The sequence below is a fragment of the Clostridiales bacterium genome, from assembly GCA_025757645.1.
Classification (GTDB): Bacteria; Bacillota; Clostridia; order Oscillospirales; family Oscillospiraceae; genus CAG-103.
In genome coordinates this window covers 259,886-283,975 of the sequence record CP107216.1, presented here as the reverse complement: position 1 = coordinate 283,975, position 24,090 = coordinate 259,886, and the positions used below count along the sequence as shown (strand labels likewise).

Sequence of the window (24,090 nt, the reverse complement as noted above, 5' to 3'; positions counted from 1 at the left end):
ATGTCGGATAACTGGGTTGTGCAGAACCTCGAAAATGCGTTGGAAGTATGGAACGATAAGCTGTCTGAGATTTGGCAGTTGATCACGCAGTCACCGCAGACATTCAAAGGTGGCTCGATTTGGTCGATTATTTGCAGCATCCACGGAGCGCTGCAGGCCATCGGCTATGCTCTGCTGGTTCTGTTCTTTGTGGTGGGAGTCGTAAAGACCTGCGGCTCCTTTGCCGAGCTGAAAAAGCCGGAGCACGCAGTGAAGCTGTTCGTTCGCTTTGCGATTGCCAAGGGATTGATTACCTACGGCATGGAGCTGATGATGGCGATTTTGGAGATTATTCAGGGCGTGGTCAGCACGATCATGAACTCTGCCGGATTTGGAAGCCCGCAGGCAACGGTGCTGCCGCAGGAGATCATCACGGCGGTGGAGGATTGCGGCTTCTTTGAGTCCATCCCCTTGTGGGCGGTGACGCTGATCGGCGGACTGTTCATTTGGGTGCTGTCCTTCGTGATGATTATGAGCGTCTATGGCCGCTTTTTCAAAATGTACATGTACACCGCGCTTGCACCGATTCCTCTTTCGGCCTTTGCCGGAGAGCCTACGCAGAACATCGGAAAGAGCTTCCTAAAAAGCTATGCGTCGGTATGCCTGGAGGGAGCGATCATTGTTCTGGCCTGCATCATCTTCTCCGTGTTTGCGTCCAGCCCGCCTTTTGTTGATCCGAATGCAGCTCCGGCTTCTATGGTGTGGAGCTACATCGGCGAGCTGATTTTCAACATGCTCATTCTGGTCGGCGCAGTGAAGATGGCAGACCGGCTTGTGAAGGAGATGATGGGTATTTAATTCAAAATTGAGAAGTAAAAATCAGAAATTTTGATTTTACAGGTTGTATTTCCGAAAAATCGGTGGTATACTATAGATGAAATATACGGAGGTGATTTTAATGCTGATTGAATTTCGCTTCAAAAACTATCGTTCTTTTCGGGATGAGGCGGTGCTTTCCATGGAAGCGACCGGACTGAGTTCCTTCAAAAGTTGCTTGATTCCGCTGTCGTCTACAGTAAAGCTGCTTCCTGCCATTGCAATTTACGGCAAAAACGGCGGTGGTAAGAGTAATGTGATTCGTGCCTTTTGGCTGGCCGTTCAGTTTATCCGAAATGCGCAGAGAACGCAGCACGAGCGTGCTGCGATTCCTGTCAATCCATTTGCACTGAATGACTATTCCAAGGATGAACCCACAGAGTTTGCATTTGAGTACACTTCGGGCGGCGTGAAGTATTGGTATGGCTTCGCCGCTACGCGCGAGAAGATTTACGCAGAGTATCTCTACCATGCACCGAAGGGGCAGAAAGCTTTGGTGTTTAAGCGTACAGAGCAGCACTTCGATTTCACAGAGGATAAATCAAAGCGAGCGCTGATTGGCGAAATGGTCGCTGAAAACCAGCTGTTCTTCTCAGTGGCATGCACCATGAACGATGCGGCTTGTGTTGCTGCTATGCGGTGGTTCCGGGATCAGGTGTTCTTTTCACGGGACTATTCTGATATTCCGCGGCAGTTGATCGAGTATTCGGAAGATAAGAATATGCTGAGGGCAATTTCAGATTATGCAAAGGCAGCAGACTTGGGCATCTTGGATATGCAGTTTGAGTTCAACAGCAATGAGATTCAAGATGATGAAAGCCTGCCGGATAACATCCCGGAGGGGATCAAGGCTGCACTGGTGCAGTTTATGCATACTCTCGCCGAAACCTCCAACAATGGAGAAGTACACTTGAAAATGGGTGAGGTTTCCGCAAAGGCCAGCCACCAGGGTGAAAACCGTGATGGCCGGAAGGCGACCTATTCGCTGGAGCTTTCTGATGAGTCGGACGGTACCAGAAAGCTGATGGCACTGGCCCCTGCAATCGAGTCTGCGCTGCGCACCGGCGGCATATTACTGGTGGATGGGCTGGAGCGTGAGCTTCACCCCTTGCTGGTGGACAATATCATTGCAAAGTTTCAAAGCAAGACCACAAATCCAAATGGCGCACAGATTGTTTTTACAACACACAATACGGAGCTGATGAATCTGGAGCTGCTGCGAAAGGACCAGCTGTATTTTGTCGATAAGCGTGACAATGACGGCACTTCTGAGTTGTATACGATCAGCGAGTTTTCCACCCGCACGACGGAGAATATCCGTAAAGGATACTTTGCCGGAAAATACGGTGGAATACCGAATATCCAAATAGAAAAATAATGTTGTATGAAGTGCCATGGGAGAAATCCAATGGCACTTTTTCTGTCTAAACCTAAACCGCCCGATAAAACCATGTAGGGAACTGTTGACTCCGTACTTCTACAGTAAAGTTCCCTACACAAGACTTTGACGCCTTCCAAAAGGAGGGCGTTTTTCTTATCTGAAACAGAAGGAGGTATCCTCTTGGAGGTCAAAATCAATAGAGAGATTCGGAACTATACCGAGTCTATGTTTTTCGGACTGTCCCTCAGACAGTTCGTTTTTTCTTTACTGGCTGTTGGCGTTGCAGTGCTTTTGTACTTTGTTTTGAAGCCCTATGTGGGAACCGAGACGGTTTCGTGGATGTGCATCCTTGGTGCTGCTCCCTTTGCGGCAATGGGCTTTGTGAACTACAACGGTATGACCGCAGAGAAATTTGTGTGGGCTTGGCTCCGTAGCGAAATGCTGGAGCCCAAGCAGATCAAATTCGAGCCGGTGAATATCTACTACGAGGCGTTGAAGGACGCGATCGATGAACATGAAAAGGAGGTTTCCAAGCACAATGATTAAGAGTATCAAAGCGATCCTTGCACAGGACAAGGAAAAGTTTAAGGTTCCGAGAAAAGTGCAGGACCTTATTCCGATCAAGAACATCTGGCCGGATGGCATTTTCAAGGTTGGGAATAAGTTCTCCAAGTCCTTCCGATTCTCGGACATCAACTATCTGGTGGCAAGCCGTGAGGATAAAGAGAGCATGTTTCTGACATACTCGGAGCTTTTGAACAGCTTGGACAGCGGAGCTACCACGAAGATCACCATCAACAATCACAGGCTGAACAAGTCTGATTTTGAGGAATCCATCCTGATGCCCATGAAGCAGGACGGGCTGGATGAGTACCGCAAGGAGTATAACGATATGCTTCTGGACAAGGCGACCGGAGCAAACGGTATCACGCAGGAAAAGTATATTACCATTACCGTGGCCAAGAAGGACATTGAGGAAGCACGGGCATATTTTGCGAGAATCGGAGCGGATTTGACCGCCCATTTCGCAAACCTAGGTTCTAAGTGTGTGCCCCTGAACGCCGTTGAGCGGCTGCGCATTCTCCACGACTTTTATCGCCCCGGTGATGAGGCGGCATTCTCGTTTGATATGAACCGGAAGGCGCGTCTGGGGCATGATTTCCGTGACTACATCTGCCCGGACAGCATAGAGCGTACTGCGGATCATATCAAGCTGGGCGAGAAATATGCCAGAGTGCTTTTCCTCAAGGACTACGCCAGCTATATCAAGGACAGCATGTTCTCGGAGCTGACCGAGCTAAACCGCAATCTCATGCTCTCCATTGATGTGATTCCCATTCCCACCGATGAAGCCGTCCGTGAGGTGGAGCGCCTCTTGCTGGGCGTGGAAACGAACATCACCGGCTGGCAGAGAAGGCAGAATCAGAACAACAATTTCTCCGCTGTGGTTCCCTACGACATGGAGCTTCAGCGCAAGGAATCCAAAGAGTTTTTGGACGACCTGACTACCCGTGACCAGCGCATGATGTTTGCGGTGGTCACAATGGTGATTACCGCAGACACCAAGGAGCAGTTGGATCTGGATACGGAAACGGTGCTGTCTACAGCGAGAAAGCACATGTGTCAGATGGCCACGCTGAAGTACCAGCAGACGGATGGACTGAACACGGTGCTCCCCATCGGGACGAGAAAAATCAATGCCTTCCGAACCCTAACGACAGAAAGCCTTGCGGTACTGATGCCTTTTAAGGTACAGGAGATCATGGATAAGGGCGGCATTTACTTCGGTGAAAATGCCATTTCCCACAATCTCATCATGTGCAACAAGGCAAATCTCCTGAACCAGTCCGCATTTCTGCTCGGTGTCCCCGGCTCCGGTAAGTCGTTCTCGGCAAAGGAGCTGATCACCTTCCTCATTCTGAACACCAACGATGATATTCTGATCTGTGACCCCGAGGGAGAATACGCGCCGCTTATTGAAGCCATGGGCGATCTCGGCTCGGTGATCCGTGTGTCTGCCGGCGGCAGAGACAGACTGAATGCCATGTATATGGTGGACGGGTACGGTGAAAACAACCCCATTGTCGTAAAGTCGGAGTTCATCATGTCTCTGATCGAGCAGATCGACAAGAAGGGCGTCGGCCCGCAGCACAAGTCTATCATCGACCGCTGCATCACCAATGTGTACCGCAATGCGGCGGACACCGGGACGATTCCCACTCTCTGCACCCTCCGCGATATGCTGCTGGAGCAGCCTGAGCCTGAAGCGAAGCAGATCGCGCTGTCCCTTGAGCTCTATACCACCGGTTCTCTGGACATCTTCGGCAAGCAGTCCAATGTGGATCTCGACAAGCGTGTTGTGGTATTCGACATTCACGGCCTCGGTTCCCAGCTTAAGCCCACCGGCCTGCTGGTGATCACGGACACCATGCTCAACCGTGTGACGCTGAACTGGAAGAAGGGCAAGCGCACCCATGTCTTTATTGACGAGTTCCATGTGGTGTTCGAGAACGAGTTCTCGGCGCAGTTCTTCAACTCCGCATGGCGGCAGTTCCGTAAGCGCAACGCCTACCCCACGGCGATCACGCAGAATGTGGAGTATCTGCTGGATTCCGTTCAGGCCAGCACCATGCTTTCCAACTCGGAATTTGTGGTCATGCTGAATCAGGCTGCATCCGACAGAGGCCAGCTTGCCAAGCTCCTGAACATCTCCAATGAGCAGATGAGCTATATCACCAATGCCGACGCCGGCTGCGGACTGATAAAATACGGCTCTGCGCTGGTGCCCTTTATCAATCGGTTCCCGCAGGATACCAAGCTCTATCAGCTTATGACCACGCGCCCCGGCGAGGGCAAATTTGCAAGAGGACGGGATTAACCCCGTCCTCCATTCTTTTGGGAGGAATACAAAATGAAAAAGAAAACCCTTGGAATCATCATCGTTTCCGTACTCGGCGCGGCAGCGATCTTCTGCAGCGCCATGTTTACGCATCAGTATCTGGATGCCAAGAACAGCAAGGCAGCATTTGACGATCTGACAAATCTGATTGCGGAAATCGACGAGCCGCAGAAGGATACCGAAGCGGAGGAAGCCGATCTGAGCGCAGAAGAACTGGCGGCGGCAGAGGCGGCGCTGGCCCGTGAAAAGTATGCGGCGCTGTTTGCGCAGAACAACGACTTTATCGGATGGATCAAGATCGATGGTACGAATGTCAATTACCCCGTCATGCAGACCCCGAGCAAGCCGGACTTCTATCTGAAGCGCAGCTTTGATAAATCATACAGCGACTACGGTGTTCCGTACATCGACGAGACCTGCATGACCGGGATCAGCAACAACCTTGTGATTTATGGGCACCACATGAACGACGGCTCTATGTTTGCCGACCTCTGCAAATACGCTGATGCTGACTTCTGTAAGGAGCATCCGGAGATTGCCTTTGACACGCTCTCCAACCTCGGCAAATATGAGGTCGTTGCTGCTTTCAAATTCAATACGAACCGCGAGACCTTCAAGTACAACGAATACACGCTGATGGATGAAGTACAGTTTGCCGAGTTCATGGAGAATGTCCGCGCAAGACAGCTCTATGACACGGGCATTACTGCTGAATACGGGGACCAGCTTTTGACCCTTTCCACCTGCGAATATACCTATCCCAACGGTCGCTTCGTTGTCGTAGCGAAGAAGGTGTGACTTGTCTGCTCTGAAGGGAGGCGATGGCTTTGGGCAGGATAAAAACAAGAGAGAGCGTTAAGGATATCAAGATTCTTGATAAAGCGGCGGTTGTCTCCGAGCGCATGAAGACGGCGCTCGTCCGTTCCAAGGATCAGGCGGAAAACCTGATGGCCGATGGGCAGATTTCCCCCTCCGAATACGCGGAGGACAAAATCCGCTATGCCGCTGAGGATGTGACCGATCAGGTTTGGCACGAGGTTTCCGGCCAAACGAAAAAAGCCATTGAAAAAGGCAAGGAGGCACACCGGGAGCGCCGCAATGAAAAGCGCATCCACAAAAATGAAGAACGGGTTCGCCGCTATGAGGAGGAGCCGCGTAGGGGCGCGCCAAGCAGAACGCCGCGAGAGGAGGCTGCACGGCAGGCAGCGCGGCAAAATACGGAGGCCACACGGACAAGCATCCGTAGCAGACGAAACCAGACCATCAAATCTGCGGAGCGTACCGAACGCACCATCAAGCAGTCTGCTCGCTCTGCCGGGAAACAGACAGTAAAAGCCGGTGCAAAGGGAACGGTAAAGTCAACGGAGAAAGCCGTAAAGACTGCGGAGAAAACCTCCAAGGCTGCCATCAAAACTGCAGAGGCAACGGCGAAGGCAACACAGAAGGCAGCGGCAGCGGCTGCAAAGGCCGCGCAGAAGGCGGCGGAGATTGCCCGTCAGACTGCCATAGCTGCCTACAAAGCGGCTGTTGCGGCGGCGAAAGCTGTTGCGGCGGCAATCAAGGCCATCGCAGCGGCGATGAAAGCACTGGTTGCGGCTATCGCTGCCGGTGGCTGGGTTGCGGTCGTGGTCGTCGTGGTTATCTGTCTTGTTGCCTTGATCGCCTGCTCCTGCTTTGGCATTTTCTTTTCCAGCGAAGATACCGGCTCAGAAAAAACGATGCGGCAGGTCGTTCAGGAAATCAACCTGGATTACCAGAACGAGCTGGATGCCATCAAGGATTCCGTTGTGTACGATGCGCTTGAAATGTCCGGTTCCCGTGCCGTGTGGCCGGAGGTGTTGTCGGTCTATGCCGTCAAGACGACCTCCGACCCGGATAATCCCCAGGAGGTGGCAACAATCACTCCGGAAAAGGAACAGCTTTTGAAGGACCTGTTCTGGGAGATGAACGAAATCACCCACCGGACGGAAACAAAGACCGAGACGGTTATTATAGAGACGGATGACGGCAATGGTAATATTCTTGAGGAAGAAGTGCAGGAGACGATTACGACGCTCTATATTACTGTCAGCCACAAGACGGCGGATGAGATGGCTGGGCAGTACGGCTTCAATGAGGATCAAAAGCAGCAACTTACAGAACTGCTTGCGCAGGATAGCAGCATGTGGGCGGCGGTGCTTTACGGAATCTACGGAGTGGATGACCAAATCGTTGCCGTGGCGCTGTCGCAGGTGGGCAATGTGGGCGGAGAGCCCTATTGGTCATGGTACGGCTTCGGCAGCCGTGTGGAGTGGTGCGCCTGTTTCGTCAGCTGGTGTGCTGATCAGTGCGGCTATATCGACACCGGTGTCATTCCTAAGTTCGCAGGCTGTGTCAACGGCGTCCAGTGGTTCCGGGAGCGTGGGCAGTGGGCGGATAACGCCATGGAGCCCTCGCCCGGCATGATCGTCTTCTTCGATTGGGACAACAAGGGCAACTCCGGCCTGCAGGACGGTCAGTCCGACCATGTCGGTATCGTCCAGAAGGTCGAAAACGGCGTTGTCTACACCATCGAGGGCAACTCCGGCGATAGCTGCCGCGTCAATCAGTACCCGGTTGGCTATTATGAAATTCTCGGATATGGGGTGCCGAATCCGTAAAGCGAATTCTCATTTTATCCAGCACTAGGCTCAGGAATGGGCTTGGTGCTGGATTTTTTCTGCTTAAGGAGGCAGAGGACACTACTTAACATAGGCTTAAGCTACGATAATGTCGCCTTTGAACGACAAAAAGGCACTTACAATCATAAATTTCGCCGATATCCATTGAATCTCACCAGCCTTTGTGATATACTATATTCTGTATAAATATATTCGAATGGTCTCGCACACGCCAAGCCAATAGTCAATGGAGGATACGGCACATGAGAATAAGTTACGATAAACTCTGGCGTTTACTTGCAAAAAACAAGATGAAAAGATACGATCTCGCTGCTGCTGCCGGTGTAAGCACGTACACCATGGGAAAGATGTATAAAGATGAGCCGGTCTCCCTTGATGCAATCATGAAAATATGTCAGGTGTTCCACTGCGATATCGGGGATGTAGTAGAGATGGTTGAAGACAACTAGAAATTGCAGGCCTTTATAATAACACAACTACGATAAGTGAGGACTATTTATGGCAGCCATAAATGATTTGATAGCGCAAATTGAAGATATCGCACTGCGGGAGCGCATTGCAAAGGAAGTAGATCGCCTTTCCAAACAGAAAAAATTTGGGCTGGTGTTCGAGGAGCATCTGCCGGAATGTACGCCGCTTTACGATATCCCTGTGAAGGCTGGCGCGCTTGTAGCGAAGAAGGCCGGTGAGGTCAATGATGTTTATAAAGTTCTCTGTATTGAGGACAATACGGCACAGTGCCTGCATCGAGAATCCAAGGAAACTGCGGAGATTGCCCTTGACGACCTTGTGACGGTTGCGGAATTCGGCGAGCCAATTTATCCGTACTTAAAGCCGATTGACACTGTTTGCAATGCACCGGACAGCGACCTGTGGCACACGCTGATCGAGGCAGACAACTATCATGCCCTGCAACTGTTGGAATACCTGTACGCAGGCAAGGTGGACTGCATCTACATCGATCCGCCCTACAATACCGGCGCAAAGGACTGGAAATACAACAATGACTATGTGGACGGAAGTGACGCTTACCGTCATAGCAAGTGGCTCTCCTTCATGCAGCGCCGCCTGAAGCTTGCTAAAAAGTTGCTCAATCCCAAAGATTCTGTACTGATTGTAACTATTGATGAAAAGGAATATCTGCATCTTGGTTGCTTGTTGGAAGAAATGTTTCCAGAGGCTAATATGCAAATGGTTTCATCTGTGATAAATCCCGCAGGTGTAAGTCGAGGAGGCCAATTCGCCAGAACAGATGAATATATTTTCTTCTTAACCTTTGGCACATGTGCACCATCTCCGCTGTGCCTTAGTGAAGATTGGCGGGGGAAAATAAAAGGCGGATATAAAGACAAGTTGCGCTGGAATGGCCTTCAAAGATCAGGAACTGCAACACTGCGTTCTGATAGGCCAAACATGTTTTACCCGATATTTATAACGAATGATGGCACGAAGATAGTTGAAGTCGGAAATAGCATACCTCTTAATGTAGACAGGACGGCAATTCAAGCACCAGCAGGTCAAATTGCAATCTGGCCAATTTTCCCAGACGGAAGAGAGGGCCGGTGGCGCTTAGGTCGGGATACATTGATTGAACTGATCGAGAAACACTACGTTCATATTGGAAAAATTCAAGGTGATAGGGCAGCAATTACATATCTGGCACAAGGCGAACAGGCAAAAGTTGAAAACGGCGATTTCCCGGTTGTTGGATACAATCCTGATGGTTCTATCATTGTTGATGAGAGTGGATATGAGGCCAGATTTCTTCCCGGTACGCAATGGTGGATAACAAGCCACGATGCCACACAAAAAGGGACGAAAATGTTAAACGATATTATTGGGCGTAGATTTACTTTCCCAAAGTCTGTATATGCTACCCACGATGCTGTCCAATTCTTCGTTGCAAACAAACCAAACGCCCTCATTGTTGACTTCTTTGCGGGCAGTGGCACGACTATGCACGCAGTGAATTTGCTCAACGCTGAGGACGGCGGGCATCGACGCTGCATTATGGTGACCAACAATGAGGTCTCCGCAGATGAAGCGAAGATGTTGAAAGACAAAGGATATCAGCCCGGCGACGAGGAGTGGGAAAAGCTCGGCATTGCCAACTATGTTACATGGCCGCGCACGGTCTGCTCCATAGAGGGACATGATGTAAACGGCAACCCGCTCAAGGGTGATTATCTCGGAAGCGAACCGCCCCTGCATATGGCGGACGGATTCAAAGCAAATGCTGCATTCTTCAAACTCGGCTTCTTAGATCCGACGGCGGTTTCTCTCGGTATGCGCTTTTCGGAAATGCTGCCTACCTTGTGGCTGAAAGCCGGTGCGAAGGGAAAATGCCCGGAGCTTTCCAGTGAGCAGATTCCGGATATGCTGATTTTGCCGGAAAACAAATTTGCAGTCTTGATCAATGAGAATGCGTTTGCCAGTTTTGCCGAAAAGCTGGCTGAGCATCCGGAGGTTCAAACTGTTTTCTTGGCGACCGATTACGAAGTGAATTATCAGTCCATGGTGAAAAATCTGAATGTCACAGAGGCGTATCAGCTTTACCGGGATTACCTAGATCACTTCCGTTTGAACAGAGGGAGGAATTAAGAATGATTTGCGAACTATTCCCATTCCAAAAGCAGGCGGTCAACGATATGCGCCTCCGCGTGGCTATGGCGCTGAATAACTATCGCATGCTGAAAATCCCTCAGGTAGTTTCGCTCCAGGCTCCTACGGGGTCTGGCAAGACAATTATCATGTCCGCTCTGATTGAAGATATCTTCTACGGCTCGGAGCAGTTCACGGAACAACCAGACGCAATTTTCGTATGGCTCTCGGACTCTCCGCAACTGAATGAACAGTCCAAGCAGAAAATTGAGCAGAAGGCAGATAAAATCCGCATTGACCAGTGTGTTGTGATCTCCGACGAATCCTTTGACAGAGAGATTCTGGAAGATGGTCATATCTACTTCCTGAATACACAGAAACTCGGCAAAGCCGGTAATCTGAGCCGTCATTCAGACACACGTCAGTACACAATTTGGGAGACCATCGAAAACACAGCGCGTCAAAAATCCGACCGCCTTTATTTTATCATTGATGAAGCACATCGTGGTATGCAGGGCCGCCAGGCCGGAACAGCGACTACCATCATGCAGCAATTTATCAAGGGCAGCAACGAGCAAAATCTTTCACCCGTCCCGGTCGTCATCGGAATGAGTGCGACCGCTGATCGTTTTAATGCTTTGGTAGGCCAAGGCACTAGCTCTACATTGCATAAGGTTGTCATTTCACCGGCTCAAGTTCGCCAGTCCGGACTTCTTAAAGATCGTATTATCATCACTTATCCGGAAGACCCGACCAAGCACGGCGACATGGCTGTGCTCCAAGCGGCAACAGATGAGTGGCAGGATAAGTGCAAGCACTGGTATCAGTATACCTATGAGCAGCACTACACAAATGTAAATCCTGTTTTTGTTATCCAAGTCTGTGCCGGCTCCGGTACGAGAGTATCTGACACCGATCTGGACGATGTAATTGCCAAAATCGAAGAGCGCATGGGCGACAGCTTCAAGGAAAACGAGGTTGTACATACCTTTGGCTCTACAGGCGCGTTGATGATCCACGGATTGAATGTGCCTCATATTGAGCCTTCGGAGATTGCGGAAGACCGCCGCATCCGTGTGGTTCTCTTCAAAGAGAATCTGTCTACCGGTTGGGATTGCCCTCGTGCAGAAACCATGATGTCTTTCCGTCGTGCAGAGGATGCGACATATATTGCGCAGCTGCTCGGACGTATGGTTCGTACTCCACTTCAGTGTCATGTTCTCGTTGACGATTCTTTGAACGATGTGCGTCTGTTCCTGCCGTATTTTAACCAAGATACCGTGCAGAAAGTGATTGACGAATTGCAGGCGACTGAAGGCGGAGAGATTCCAACGGTCATCGATGGCGAATCTATGGATGAACAGACTTATGACACTTGGTCGGTTCACTCCGGAAGAAAGAAAACACCGCAGCAAACGCCCGGTCAGATGACAATATTCGATTATCCGAATGGATTCCAAGGCGAACCTGCGGCATCGTCTTCCGTTCCGGCTGGCGATGCGCCAGCACTGACCAGCGGCACATCGGATTCGACAACTATGGCACAGAAGCAGGATGAAACCGTTGCTCCGACAACACCAGCACCGACTGTTTCTACTCCGGCAACGCCGTCGAATCCTCAGACAACAATGCCTACAAACGGTGTACCCGCAACACAGACGCCTGCACACCAGGAACCGGCCGTAGCTGGCACACCAACAACCGGCGAAGACGAACATATCCAAAAGAAAGAACCGCCGATGCTGACACCGGTTGTTCCACAGCTTTCCCTACTTCCAACTATAGACCGTGAAGGTATCACAAAGTTTATCAACGAACAGGGCTATTTGACCTATATTGTCCGCTCCGTAAAAATCAACAGCTACCTGAAATCTCTAATGAGCCTAGCAGGATTGCTGACGCAGTTCAATATTTGCATTACGGCAACGGACGATGTGAAGAACGATGTTTCGGAGCTGATTCGCAAGTATGTGACCGATTTGCGTAAGGCCGGAAAATATGCCGAGCTCACAAAGCAAGTCATGGAAATGAAGCTTTCCGTCCAGATATTTGACGTCTTTGGCGAAGCAATCCATACCGACCAGCAGATCGATCTGTTTACAACATCGGAGTCCGATCTTGACCGCCAGATGAGAGTGGCGGACACCAAGATGGGTGGTTGCGGATTCCACTTGGCGTATGGTCGTAAATACTTTGACCTCAGTAATCCGAACGCCTTTAAGGTGGATTGTATTCTGTTTGCGTTCGACAGTGAATGCATCGCGGAGTTGAATCAGTACGCCGAGAAGAAGTTCCACGAGCTGAATGATGAGTACCGTAAATACATAGTGGCTAAACCGGAGAAATGTCAAAAGCAGTACAGCGATATTGTCGCCAACGGCGATGAAATCAGTAAGCACAATTTTACTCTTCCGGAAACGATCAGTGCCAAGGTAGAAGCAGACGGAATAAAGTACACTGACCATCTTTTTGCCAATGCAGATGGCGTTGCGAAAATCAAGCTGAATGGTTGGGAACAGGCCGTTCTAGCTGAAGAGCAGAAACGAGAGGACTATGTTTGCTGGCTCAGAAATCCGTCGCGCCAAGCTTGGGCGCTGCGTATGCCATACGAAATTGACGGAAAATGCAAAGAGATGTATCCGGATTTTATCATCGTCCGTCGCGATCCGATTCTTACATATGTGATAGATATATTGGAACCGCATAATCCGGACTTCAAGGACAACTTGGGCAAAGCTAAAGGACTTGCAAACTATGCAGCAAACGAGCCGAGAATTGGCAGGGTGCAGCTGATTCGCATCGGAAAAGATGCAGCAAAAAACGACCGTTTCAAGCGGCTGGATCTTGCAAAAGGCACCATCCGAAACAAGGTGTTGGCGGCCATCAATACGGATGAGTTAGACCACATCTTTGATACAGACGGTGTGTTTGAAGATTAAACTTATTATATAGGCAGGGGTTCATGATGAAACACAGTAGTGCCACAGCAGGCTCGTACAACTTTATAGATTTGTTTGCAGGAGCCGGTGGATTATCCGAAGGCTTTATACAGGCCGGGTTCTCCCCTGTGGCGCATGTGGAGATGAATGCCTTTGCCGCACAAACATTGGAAACACGAACGGGATACTACTGCCTCAAGGAAAAAGGACAGCTTGATGTTTATCGCAACTACATCCAAGGGAAAATCTCCCGCGATGAGTTTTTAAGTGCAGTTCCGAAAGATCAGCTGGATTCTGTGCTCTGCGAAACCATGTCGGATGAGACCCTTCCGGGGCTGTTTGCCAAGATCGACAATATCCTCAAGCAGCGCGGCATCGAAAAGGTGGATGTCATCATCGGCGGACCGCCTTGCCAGGCTTATTCACTAGTTGGACGGGCGCAGAGCAGCCACATGGGCACACCAATGTCAGCCGACCCAAGAAATGACCTTTATAAGCTTTACGCAAGATTCCTCGATAGATACAAGCCGAGGCTTTTCGTATTTGAAAATGTGATGGGAATTCAGTCTGCAAATGGAGGTGAGACTTGGAAAAAAGTTCAGGAGTCATTGCGCTCCGTTGGCTATGAAATCGATTGGCGCGAACAAAATTCAAAGGATTACGGCGTGCTTCAAAACCGCAGAAGAATCATCATTGTCGGATGGCTGAAAGATAGCGGCCTGTCTTATCCAGAATTTGAGAAAAAGCCTGCTAGCGCAAAGGTAAACGATATACTCAGCGATTTACCGGCGCTACATCCAGGCGAAGGGGCTAATGAATACGGCTCCGGCGCGGTCAGCGAATACCTGAGAAGCACCGGGATTCGTAAAGAAAGTGATGTCCTGACGCACCATTGCGCAAGGCCAAATAAACAGAGAGATATTGCGATTTATAAACGCACCATTGCATTGTGGAATGATGGGCACAAGCGGCTAAACTACAACGATCTGCCAGACGAACTGAAGACGCATAAGAACAGAAGTTCTTTCCTCGATCGTTTCAAGGTTGTGGAGGGTGATTTAGAATGCTGCCACACAATGTTGGCACACATCTCGAAAGATGGGCATTACTTCATTCACCCAGACATAGAGCAGCACCGTTCAATAACGGTTCGAGAAGCAGCACGAATTCAATCTTTCCCGGATGACTATTACTTTGAGGGGCCAAGAACCGCACAGTTCGTACAAATCGGCAATGCGGTTCCAGTACTGATGGCAAAAGAAATTGCGGCAGGAATTGCCACAGAGCTAAGTCAGGAGGATAAGGATGGAAAGCAATCTCCTACTTGAACAGTATAGCTGGTATAAAAAGCGGTATTTGGACGAATCCCCGTTCAAATGCTTGCTGAACGCAAACATTGAACTTAATCCCCATCAGATCAATGCATTTTGCGCCGCAATACAGGCATTAAAGACCGGCGGAATCATTTTGGCGGACGAAGTCGGCTTGGGCAAAACGATTGAAGCCGGCCTAGTGCTCAACTATGTGTTGGATTCCGGTGCGAAAAAGGTGCTTATTTCCCTTCCTGCGACATTGCGGAAGCAATGGGAAATTGAACTCTTGGAGAAGTTCGGGCTGCATTCTGTCATTCTTGACCGATACACGGTTGAGCATGATACATCCAACATTCAGCACCAGCTTGAGAATCGAGAGAAAGTAAACATTGTACTGACATCGTATGATTACTCATCCAAACTGATCAGGCGTTTTCGCCATATCAAATGGGACTTCCTTATCATTGATGAGGCGCACAATCTCCGGAATGTCTTCCATGGGACAAAGCGTGCAAAGAATCTCTATGATTTGACGCATGGGATTCCGAAGCTCCTGCTTACCGCAACGCCTCTGCAAAATGCGCTGACAGATCTGCATGGCTTGGTGTCTTTCATTGACCCTAGAATTTTTGGCTCAGAGAAAGTCTTTAACAGGCGTTTCGTTGAAGGCGGCGACTACGAGGAGTTGAAGCAGGAACTACTCCCGGTTCTTTATCGCACACTTCGTCGGGATGTCGGCAAATACATGGCCTTCAGCAAGAGAACCTGTATCACTGTGGACTTTCACCTAGGGAAAGAGGAACGGGAACTTTATGAAGCAGTAAACAACTTCCTGAAAAAAGAAAATCTGTATTCGATTCCGTCATCCAATCGTGCTCTCATTATCCTTGTTGTGCGAAAGCTCCTAGCATCATCGAGCTTTGCGTTGATTGATACTTTTGAAGTCCTGCAAAAGCGCTTGGAAAAGTTGTATGAAGGCACAAAATCTGCAAAAGCTCAAGAAGGATTCGACCTTTTCTGGGCTTTTGTCGAGGATGAGATCGACGAGACGGGATTCGATGATATTGAGGATGATGAGACCGTCGCAAAAAAGCAAGAGATTCAGGACGAACTTGATGAAGTACACAGGATTCTTGATGTCGCAAGAGAAATAAAATCGAACGCCAAGATTAAGGCATTACAAGAAGCTCTAGCTACGGCATTTGCCCGTCAACGTTCAGAAGGGATTGCTGAGAAAGCCGTTGTATTTACAGAATCTAAGAGAACGCAGAAATACATTGCAGCGGAGCTTAGAAAGTCTGGCTACGATGAAAAAGATATCCTTCTTTTTAATGGTGACTTCGACGACGCTATGACTAAGGAAATTTATCGGACTTGGCGTGTTAAAAATTATGGAAAGCCCGATTATGGCCGTAGCGTAGAGTATAAGCACGCTATCGTGGATTACTTTAAGGATCACGCTAAAGTGTTGATCGTCACCGATGCCGGTTCAGAAGGTTTGAACTTGCAGTTTTGCAATACGATTCTCAACTATGACTTACCTTGGAACCCGCAGAAAATCGAACAGCGTATTGGCCGCTGCCACCGCTATGGCCAAACCCATGATGTTGTCGCCGTCAACTTCCTGAACACCGATAACGAAGCAGATCGAAGAGTATACGATATTCTTTCAAGAAAATTTGAACTTTTCGATGGAGTCTTTGGCGCATCCGATGTTGCCCTCGGTGCTCTGGAATCCGGAGTAAGCTTTGAGAAGCGTATTTTGGAAATATATCAGCAATGTGGAACAGTCAAAGAGATTGACCGTGAGTTTGATAAACTGAATCGTCAGCTCGATTCAAAAATCAATGCGCATGCTGCGGAGCTTCGTTCCATCCTGCTTACCGAAAGCCGAGAAGCTAAGGGAGAAGCCTTAGAGAAGACAAAAGCAGATATCGAGAAGTATCTCCACGATGTCGAATATTGGAGCAAGTTCAGCGAGCCGGAAATGGATCGCAGCTTGTATTATTGGCAAATCGATAACTGGGGTGAACGCATCTTCGGTTCTCATGGAACATTATTTCTCGGAGCCTTTATGGACAACACAAAGCTATTGTTCCCTGTACTCCTGCTTTGCGATGAGAATGGCGAATATATAGACTTTACGGAAGATGATATCGTTTCTGCATTGGAGGACGCGGATGATTCGGATATTCGCTACTTCAAGCCAACAGAGGCAGAACAGGCCAATTTTAATCGCATATACAATCGACTGATTGGCGAGGCCAAAAGTCAGCACGATAAAGCAGTGGCACCAGTTCTCGCCTACAATAAGAGAAAAATCGAGAACTGGGTTAATGTTCAGCGAGAGCAACTGCAAGTCCAGCTTGGAGAATCGAAAAAAGAAGTCGAAGATCTCATTTTTGCGGAGATGACGGCATCGGATTCTCTTGAAAAAAAGGACATTCGTAAGAAGACGGCAGAAGCGAAAAAGCGGATGGACAAGCTTCAGAGAGAATTCCCAAAACGGCAAAATGAAATAGAGAACGAAGCCAAGAATGAAATTGATAGTTTCAATCGTTCTCAAGAGATCAATCCGATACTTCTCGTCAACATTGTTTTGAAGTTCTGATAGGAGGAGCAAATGGCAGATAGATTTAAGTTCGCTGAAGTGCGGCAAAAGGTCATTGATATAATGAAGATGGATCTGCTGGGTCCTAGCAGCGAAGAGGAAGTGCTATCGCAGAACCCACGATTTGAGTATTTAGTCGGGATGCTTGCGCCTCAAACGAATGAGGATGATGGATCAAATGAGCAGGAAGTCGATGGCGATGCCTCTTTTGAAGGAGACGATAATTACACAGCGGGCGAAGAGGACGACAACGAGCCTGTTTCTACCAATCGATTTAAGACACCGTCCTCCATTGGCATTAGCTTTTATGTAGAAAGCGGCACTTCTGGATTTAATGTCGATGTGTCTTGGGGAGACTATGTAAAATCGACTGATAAGACCGTTAATAAGGATGGCAAAGAAATCAATGTCAATACATACACTCGGCATCCGCAGAAAGAGACTATTGCGATTGAGCTGGATTCCTTTAGTAAGAGTCAAGAATATCCGTTAGTTTGTGACTCCAATGTTGTCCTGTATATTTCCAAGATCGGATTACGGCAAGGCTATACTTTGGTAACAGCGTATGTCATTAACCGCCGGAATAATTCCGAAAGTGACATTGCCGGGCTGATGTTTCAGGTCAAGCTGCGTGCCTACTCGCCGAGTGGAGAAAACATTTTCTTTGCTGAGCATATTTGCAGGAAGATTCTTGCAGTGGATGAATTCTACTTTGCACAGCGCCCTATCTTAGGAAGAGGTCGCGGCTGCGCAGCAACTTGGAAGGCAAATGCAAATGGCCGCGCTTCGGAGATATCATCAACATTTATACCGGAATATGAGTTTCCGGGCGTAAGTGCTGCACTGGAAGGCTTTGATCCCTTCTATTTTTCCATGCGTACACTTTCTGTTTTGAAAAATAAAGATGACATCATTGCCCGCCTTAATGTCCTAGCAGATTCGTATGCCTCTTGGATTCAGGAGAAGCTGGTTGAAGATTCCAAGATGGCAGACAAGAAGTTTAGAGAAGAAATTGGCAACGATATCATCAATAAATGCGTCGAGGCATTGAACAGAATCCGCGCCGGTATTCAGCTGCTTGTTGAGGATGCCGTTGTATTTGATGCGTTCTGCTTTATGAACCGTGCGATGATCTTACAGAGAAATATTATGAATTTCTCGAAGAAGCACGGTGCGGGTGTTGAATGTAGCTTCAAGGATTTCGTCGATCCGCGTAAGCCGGAGAACAATTTCGGGTGGAGACCGTTCCAGATTGCCTTCATTCTGATGAATTTGAAAGCGATTGTTGATCCAGCAGGCAAAGAACGAGAGATCGTTGACCTTCTCTATTTTCCGACTGGTGGCGGTAAGACAGAAGCATACTTGGGCCTTATGGCCTTTGTCATTGCAAACAGAAGATTGCGTTCCAAAGATACCGATGAATATAACCGCGATGGAGGCGTAACGGCAATTTTGCGTTATACGCTTCGTCTTCTTACTACTCAGCAGAGAGACCGTATCACAAAGATGGTTTTGGCTGCAGAAATGATTCGCGCAAGGGAATATCCAAAATACGGCAAAGAGCCAATCAGCATTGGATTCTGGGTCGGCGGAGGCGTTACCCCAAATACCTTTGAAGAGCTTAAAGAAGATCCGGAAGATCCGCAAAAGACACGGAATGCTAGGAGCAAGAAGAACCTTATCTATAAGCAGCTTTTAACTTGTCCATTCTGTGGAAAGCCGCTGAAGGATGAGAACTTTTATATTGATATCCCTACAAAGTCGGTTAACATCTACTGCTCGGATAAAATGTGCATGTTCTATCGCTATAAACAGGGCAACAAGATGAAAATACCGGTTTATCTTGTCGATGAAGAAATATACGCAAAGTGTCCGACAATCATCTTGTCCACGGTGGATAAATTTGCACGTCTGCCTTGGGATGTTAATACGAACACCATCTTTGGTCGTGTTGATAGGCTATGCAGTCGCGATGGCTATGTTGCAATTGGCGCAGAGCATTCCAGACACAATCGTACGGAAGAACTGCCGACATCCATATTGACACCGATTAAGCCGTTCCTGCCGCCCGAATTGATTATCCAGGACGAGCTCCATCTGATTACCGGCCCACTGGGAACCATATATGGTGCCTATGAAACTATCATAGAGGACTTGTGTACATATTCTGCTGCCGGAAAGACAATTAAACCGAAATATGTGGTATCAACGGCTACGATAAAAAATGCAGCCGAACAGACCAAATGTCTCTATGGCAGAAAAGAAACTGCCCAATTCCCGCCAAATGGTTTTGAAATCGGAGATAGCTTCTTTATTCGTGAAATTCCGGTTGAGAATGATCCGTTCAGAAGGTATGTGGGCATTTGTGCGTCTGGGCAATCTGTAAAGACCGCCTTGCTGCGAGTCTATGCCATTGTCCTACAGGCGGCATATAACCTGTCTCAAGAAGAGGAATGTAAGGATTACATCGACCCGTACTATACCCTTGTCGGATATTATAACAGTATTCGAGAGCTTGGCGGCGCAGTGCGCTTGCTTCAAGATGACATTCCGGACAGAATCCAGCGCATCAAGAAAAAATATGGTATGAGTAAACAGCGTTTCCTCAACCACAAGGTTGAGATAACTTCACGAATGTCTTCCTACGACATTCCGAAAAAGTTAAGCCAACTGGAGATACCATATACATCTAAAGAATGTCTAGATACTGCCATTGCAACAAACATGATTGCTGTAGGTATGGATGTAGATCGCCTCGGCTTGATGGTTGTAACTGGTCAGCCTAAGCAGAACTCCGAGTACATCCAGGCAACCAGCCGTATTGGACGTTCTTTCCCTGGATTGGTCGTAACGCTATATAACCCATACAGGCCTCGTGACCTATCGCATTATGAGAACTTTACAGGTTACCATTCTCAGCTTTATCGCTTCGTTGAGGGGACTACAGCAACGCCGTTCTCTGCAAGAGCGCGTGACCGGGTATTGCACGCTTTAGTTATTTCGGCAATCCGTTTGCATTATCCGAACTTGGCCAATAATGACGGAGCTGCGGCGATTTCAGAACTGACAGATCAGCAGCTTGATGAGATTAAAGCGTTGATTCTGAACAGGCTGAATATTATCAAGCCAACGGCGAAGGCAGATGCTGAACAAGAAATTGATGATTTTATTTGCAACTGGAAATTTTTAGCTGCGCAGCCGAAAGGCCTCAAATACTATGTCTTCAAGACGGAAAAATATAACCGCTTGATGAATAGCTATGGTGAAGTTTGCACTGATTTCGAGAAGGCAACGCTTCGCTCTATGAGAGAAGTAGAAAGCTCAGCCAACATGTATTATTACACGGAGGAGTAAAAGCCTATGTTTGACAATAATAAATTAGGCGAAATTCGTCCTAATCAGTTGATTACAACATTTGGACCAGGTGCGATTGTGGATGCGGTAAAGGACTCCGTCACCATACTTGACCTAAACTATTGGAAGGAAAAAGGAAAGAAAATCATCGACGGAAGATTGGCCTCCTACTTGAATGTCGATTGCTTTTATATGCCAAGAACATCTTATAGTGGAGATATTCCGGCAACATCCTTCCCTTATATGCATGTATGCTCCAGTGTCAAGTGCGGAAGGATCTTTGATGTCAGAGATAACTTCGACTTGGACAGGTACCTGAAATTTGGTGTAACCTGCCCATTCTGTCACAAACCGGCGTATCCTTCTCGTTTTATCACGATTTGCGAGAATGGACATATGAACGATTTTCCTTGGAGCTGGTGGGTTCATAATGGGAGTTCCACATGTAAAGGTACGCTGCGCATGTATTCCACGGGCAATACATCTACGCTTGCAGATATGTGGGTGGAGTGCTCGTGCGGAGCGAAGAGAAGCATGAGCGGTGCAACTCAGAAAGAAAATTTTGAAGGCATGACCTGCTCCGGACATCACCCGTTTCGCCCACATCACAAGAATGAGAAATGCGATAAAATCTTGATTCCGTCTCAGCGCGGTGCATCAAACGTCTACTTCCCGGTAATGAGAAGTGCCATTTCTATTCCACCTTGGATAAACCCACTTTACAACTTGATTGATGAGCATTTGCGGTTAATTGATAGCTATGAAGAAGATTTCGGAGACATGGGCTTAGATAAGGCATATCAGAAATTCTTCTCTGCTTTCACAAGAGAGGAATTTGATGCGGCTTTATTGCGGAGAAGGCAGAATATCAAGGAGTTCACAGAGATCAAGCAGATGGAGTACAATGCGATCACACATCATGCTGATCCTGTGTACGCGTCCAATAAGATGCACTTTAAGGCGGAAGAAGATCCGCTGCCTGAGTATTTGCGCCCATATTTCAAGCGCGTGATTCGTATAACACGCTTGCGCGAGGTGCGAGTATTGCTTGGTTTTACAAGAGTTGATGCGCCAGACCCAGACGCAGACGAACAGACCAATATCGTCTATCTCAACAAAGGAAAAACTGAACGCTGGCTACCAGCTGCTGAGATTCATGGTGAGGGAGTCTTTATTGAGTTTAACAGGGATACCATTGACTCTTGGTTGAGTTCACCGCAACTGAGTGCGCTATCTCAGAAATATGCGCAGTGTTACAAGGAATTTTGCGAATCAAAAGAATGGACGATAACCACTTTGAGAGATGCGCGATATGTTCTAATGCATACCTTTGCACATTTGCTGATAAAACAAATGTCAATGGCATCTGGCTACTCATCTTCCGCAATTCGCGAACGAATCTACTTCGGAGATGATATGTCCGGTGTATTGCTCTACACTGGAAGTTCAGATAAGGAGGGCTCTCTTGGTGGATTAGTTGAGTTGGGCAACATCAGCCAGCTTAGAATTCTAATGCGAGATGCATTTCAAGAAGCTCTGGTTTGCACTAATGACCCGGAATGCTTAAATAACACGCCGGCCGGAAACAATTCAAACGGCGCGGCCTGTCATTCGTGCTGCATGATTTCTGAAACCGCATGTGAAAACGGGAATCGAATGCTGGATAGAGGACTTATTGTCCCCATTGATGGTAGGGAGGATCAAGCTTATTTCAAAGCTTTGGTGGAAGAATTATGTCAACTGGATGCATGAACTTGGATATCTTATTAGACCAGATCCTCTCAGATGCTTTGGCGGGGGCGAATGAATCAGTCCGCGCGATTCAAAGGAGATATCCATCTCTTTCAGAGCGAGAAGCATCGGAGATATTTTCTATGATATCGTCAGCAGCGGAGCGCAGTGATGATAGTGCAGAACTGATTATCACTGCATCACCATCCTTTGCGTTGAGAGTCAAACCGACCAAAGTAGTTGTAAACGCAATGCTCTCAAATGCGAAAAGCAGCATCCTTATTACCGGATATTCACTCTCTGACTATTTCAGCGATTTGGTTGATTGTGTCATCCGGAAAAGTCAAGAGGGGGTGCTTGTCAAGTTCTTTGTGAACGATATTGATAGCCAGAAATCTTTTGATCGTTTATGCCGGTATAAGGGCAGATTCTTGAGAATTTACAATTATCCGAAACAGGAAGACAAGATGTCTGCACTTCATGCCAAAGTGATTTCTGTTGATCAGCAGGACACTTTGATTACATCCGCGAACCTTTCCTATCACGGGCAAGAAGGCAATATTGAGCTCGGCACAAAAATCCATTCTAGGGATTTAGCAAGACAGGTTGAAGATGTATTCACCAAGTTGGTGTTCAAGAAAGCATTCGTTGAATTATAAGAATTGGAACTCTTATAGAAAAACTGGCGCAACCCATACATACTAAGCGAGGTATACCCAATGGACATAGATGCAAAACTCAGGCCTTTATACCTTACCCAAATACTGAAGGAACGTACGGACGAGGACCACTACCTGACTACTCCTCAACTTTGCGCCATTCTGAAGGATGAGTACGGTATGGAGACACATCGCACGACGATAAAGAGCGATATTGAGATGCTCCAGCAAGCCGGAATCGGCATACAGGCGGTGCGGTCATCGCAAAATCAATACAACTTCATAGACCGTGAATTCGATATTGCCGAACTCAAGCTGTTGATTGATGCGGTAGAGTCTTCCAAATTCATTACCAAGAGCAAGAGTGAGCAGCTTGTCGCCAAGTTGACTTCATTCGCCGGTGCCTTCAAGGGCAGAGAACTCAAGCGCAATCTTGCCGTTGACGGAAGAATCAAACCAGAGAATGAGCAGATTTTCTATATTGTCGATGTAATCAACGAGGCAATCAACCATCGCAGAAAAATTCGTTTTCAAAAAACTGAGTACAATATTCGCAAGGAAGTTGTGCTGCATAACAATGGTGAAAAGTACACATTCAGCCCATATTCTCTTATCTGGGACGGCGATTTTTATTATGTTGTCGGCTATTCGGATAAATACAAGAGCATTGGAAGTCACCGAGTTGACCGAATCGCAAAACAGCCGGAGATTCTGGATGAGCCTGCTGTGCCGCAGCCTATGGGCTTTGATATGAACAAGTATATCAAGGCGACATTCCGGATGTATAACGCGCCACGCATTGAAGTAGAACTCATCTGCGATAATAGTCTTATGGACGCCATGATTGACCGCTTCGGGACGGATGTGCATACCTACGCCTGCGACCGTCAGAATTTTCGTGTAATCGAAGAGGTTGCTGTCGGCAAGGTGTTTTTCAATTGGATTTTCGGCTTTGAGGGCAAGGTCAGGATTAAGGCACCCGAAAATGTGAAACAGCAGTATGAAGATATGGTGCGTCGTGCGGCTGAGATGATTGAGTGAGAAATAATATTTACAATATATGCTGATCTGCTCATGCAGAAGCACT

General features: G+C 48.0%; 15 protein-coding genes. All 15 read left to right on the top strand.

What is annotated here, in order from left to right; translation table 11 throughout:
• The 15 genes from OGM61_01355 to OGM61_01285 all read left to right on the top strand — a co-directional run bounded on the left by OGM61_01355 (nt 1) and on the right by OGM61_01285 (nt 24,044).
• Complete coding sequence (locus OGM61_01355) at nt 1-837, top strand: hypothetical protein (protein ID UYI84740.1); 837 nt, start codon at nt 1-3, stop codon at nt 835-837.
• 100 nt (nt 838-937) lie between these two features.
• The gene (locus OGM61_01350; GenBank protein ID UYI84739.1) at nt 938-2,233 is read left to right on the top strand and encodes an ATP-binding protein; all 1,296 of its coding nucleotides are present in this window, start codon (nt 938-940) and stop codon (nt 2,231-2,233) included.
• A 183-nt stretch (nt 2,234-2,416) separates the two neighbouring features.
• On the top strand, nt 2,417-2,782 hold the full coding sequence (locus tag OGM61_01345) for a PrgI family protein (protein UYI84738.1): 366 nt from the start codon (nt 2,417-2,419) through the stop codon (nt 2,780-2,782).
• Entirely contained in the window at nt 2,775-5,114 is a 2,340-nt protein-coding gene (locus OGM61_01340) for an ATP-binding protein (GenBank protein UYI84737.1), read from the top strand. The genes OGM61_01345 and OGM61_01340 overlap by 8 nt, the downstream gene beginning before the upstream one ends.
• Before the next feature lie 33 nt (nt 5,115-5,147).
• Nucleotides 5,148-5,933 (top strand): class B sortase, encoded by a 786-nt coding sequence (locus OGM61_01335; protein ID UYI84736.1) that lies wholly within the window; start codon nt 5,148-5,150, stop codon nt 5,931-5,933.
• 29 nt (nt 5,934-5,962) lie between these two features.
• Entirely contained in the window at nt 5,963-7,774 is a 1,812-nt protein-coding gene (locus tag OGM61_01330; protein UYI84735.1) for a CHAP domain-containing protein, read from the top strand.
• A gap of 263 nt (nt 7,775-8,037) precedes the next feature.
• The gene (locus tag OGM61_01325) at nt 8,038-8,244 is read left to right on the top strand and encodes a helix-turn-helix transcriptional regulator (protein UYI84734.1); all 207 of its coding nucleotides are present in this window, start codon (nt 8,038-8,040) and stop codon (nt 8,242-8,244) included.
• Nucleotides 8,245-8,293: 49 nt separating this feature from the next.
• Nucleotides 8,294-10,396: a site-specific DNA-methyltransferase gene (locus tag OGM61_01320; protein ID UYI84733.1), complete on the top strand. Its 2,103-nt coding sequence runs from the start codon at nt 8,294-8,296 to the stop codon at nt 10,394-10,396.
• Nucleotides 10,397-10,398: 2 nt separating this feature from the next.
• Nucleotides 10,399-13,335, top strand: coding sequence for a DEAD/DEAH box helicase family protein (locus OGM61_01315; GenBank protein UYI84732.1), 2,937 nt, complete (start codon nt 10,399-10,401; stop codon nt 13,333-13,335).
• A gap of 26 nt (nt 13,336-13,361) precedes the next feature.
• Nucleotides 13,362-14,663 carry a DNA cytosine methyltransferase gene (locus OGM61_01310; GenBank protein UYI84731.1) on the top strand — a complete coding sequence of 434 codons (1,302 nt, stop codon included), beginning with the start codon at nt 13,362-13,364 and terminating at the stop codon, nt 14,661-14,663.
• A complete protein-coding gene (gene drmD / locus OGM61_01305) occupies nt 14,641-17,259 on the top strand; it encodes a DISARM system SNF2-like helicase DrmD (protein ID UYI84730.1) in 2,619 nt (872 codons plus the stop codon). The genes OGM61_01310 and drmD overlap by 23 nt, the downstream gene beginning before the upstream one ends.
• Nucleotides 17,260-17,271: 12 nt before the next feature.
• Nucleotides 17,272-20,613 (top strand): DISARM system helicase DrmA, encoded by a 3,342-nt coding sequence (gene drmA / locus OGM61_01300; GenBank protein UYI84729.1) that lies wholly within the window; start codon nt 17,272-17,274, stop codon nt 20,611-20,613.
• Nucleotides 20,614-20,619: 6 nt separating this feature from the next.
• Nucleotides 20,620-22,365, top strand: a complete 1,746-nt coding sequence (locus tag OGM61_01295; protein ID UYI84728.1) for a DUF1998 domain-containing protein — start codon at nt 20,620-20,622, stop codon at nt 22,363-22,365.
• Entirely contained in the window at nt 22,362-23,003 is a 642-nt protein-coding gene (locus OGM61_01290) for a phospholipase D-like domain-containing protein (protein ID UYI84727.1), read from the top strand. Before OGM61_01295 ends, OGM61_01290 begins: the two co-directional genes overlap by 4 nt.
• A 66-nt stretch (nt 23,004-23,069) precedes the next feature.
• On the top strand, nt 23,070-24,044 hold the full coding sequence (locus OGM61_01285; protein ID UYI85552.1) for a WYL domain-containing protein: 975 nt from the start codon (nt 23,070-23,072) through the stop codon (nt 24,042-24,044).
• Nucleotides 24,045-24,090 lie beyond the last annotated feature (46 nt).

Bases quoted from the DNA above. Each gene is read 5' to 3' on its own strand.
- OGM61_01310 (UYI84731.1), top strand. From the start codon at position 13,362: ATGAAACACAGTAGTGCCACAGCAGGCTCGTACAACTTTATAGATTTG.
- OGM61_01315 (UYI84732.1), top strand. From the start codon at position 10,399: ATGATTTGCGAACTATTCCCATTCCAAAAGCAGGCGGTCAACGATATG.
- OGM61_01350 (UYI84739.1), top strand. From the start codon at position 938: ATGCTGATTGAATTTCGCTTCAAAAACTATCGTTCTTTTCGGGATGAG.
- OGM61_01355 (UYI84740.1), top strand. From the start codon at position 1: ATGTCGGATAACTGGGTTGTGCAGAACCTCGAAAATGCGTTGGAAGTA.
- OGM61_01335 (UYI84736.1), top strand. From the start codon at position 5,148: ATGAAAAAGAAAACCCTTGGAATCATCATCGTTTCCGTACTCGGCGCG.
- drmD (UYI84730.1), top strand. From the start codon at position 14,641: ATGGAAAGCAATCTCCTACTTGAACAGTATAGCTGGTATAAAAAGCGG.
- OGM61_01325 (UYI84734.1), top strand. From the start codon at position 8,038: ATGAGAATAAGTTACGATAAACTCTGGCGTTTACTTGCAAAAAACAAG.
- OGM61_01295 (UYI84728.1), top strand. From the start codon at position 20,620: ATGTTTGACAATAATAAATTAGGCGAAATTCGTCCTAATCAGTTGATT.
- drmA (UYI84729.1), top strand. From the start codon at position 17,272: ATGGCAGATAGATTTAAGTTCGCTGAAGTGCGGCAAAAGGTCATTGAT.
- OGM61_01290 (UYI84727.1), top strand. From the start codon at position 22,362: ATGAACTTGGATATCTTATTAGACCAGATCCTCTCAGATGCTTTGGCG.
- OGM61_01320 (UYI84733.1), top strand. From the start codon at position 8,294: ATGGCAGCCATAAATGATTTGATAGCGCAAATTGAAGATATCGCACTG.
- OGM61_01340 (UYI84737.1), top strand. From the start codon at position 2,775: ATGATTAAGAGTATCAAAGCGATCCTTGCACAGGACAAGGAAAAGTTT.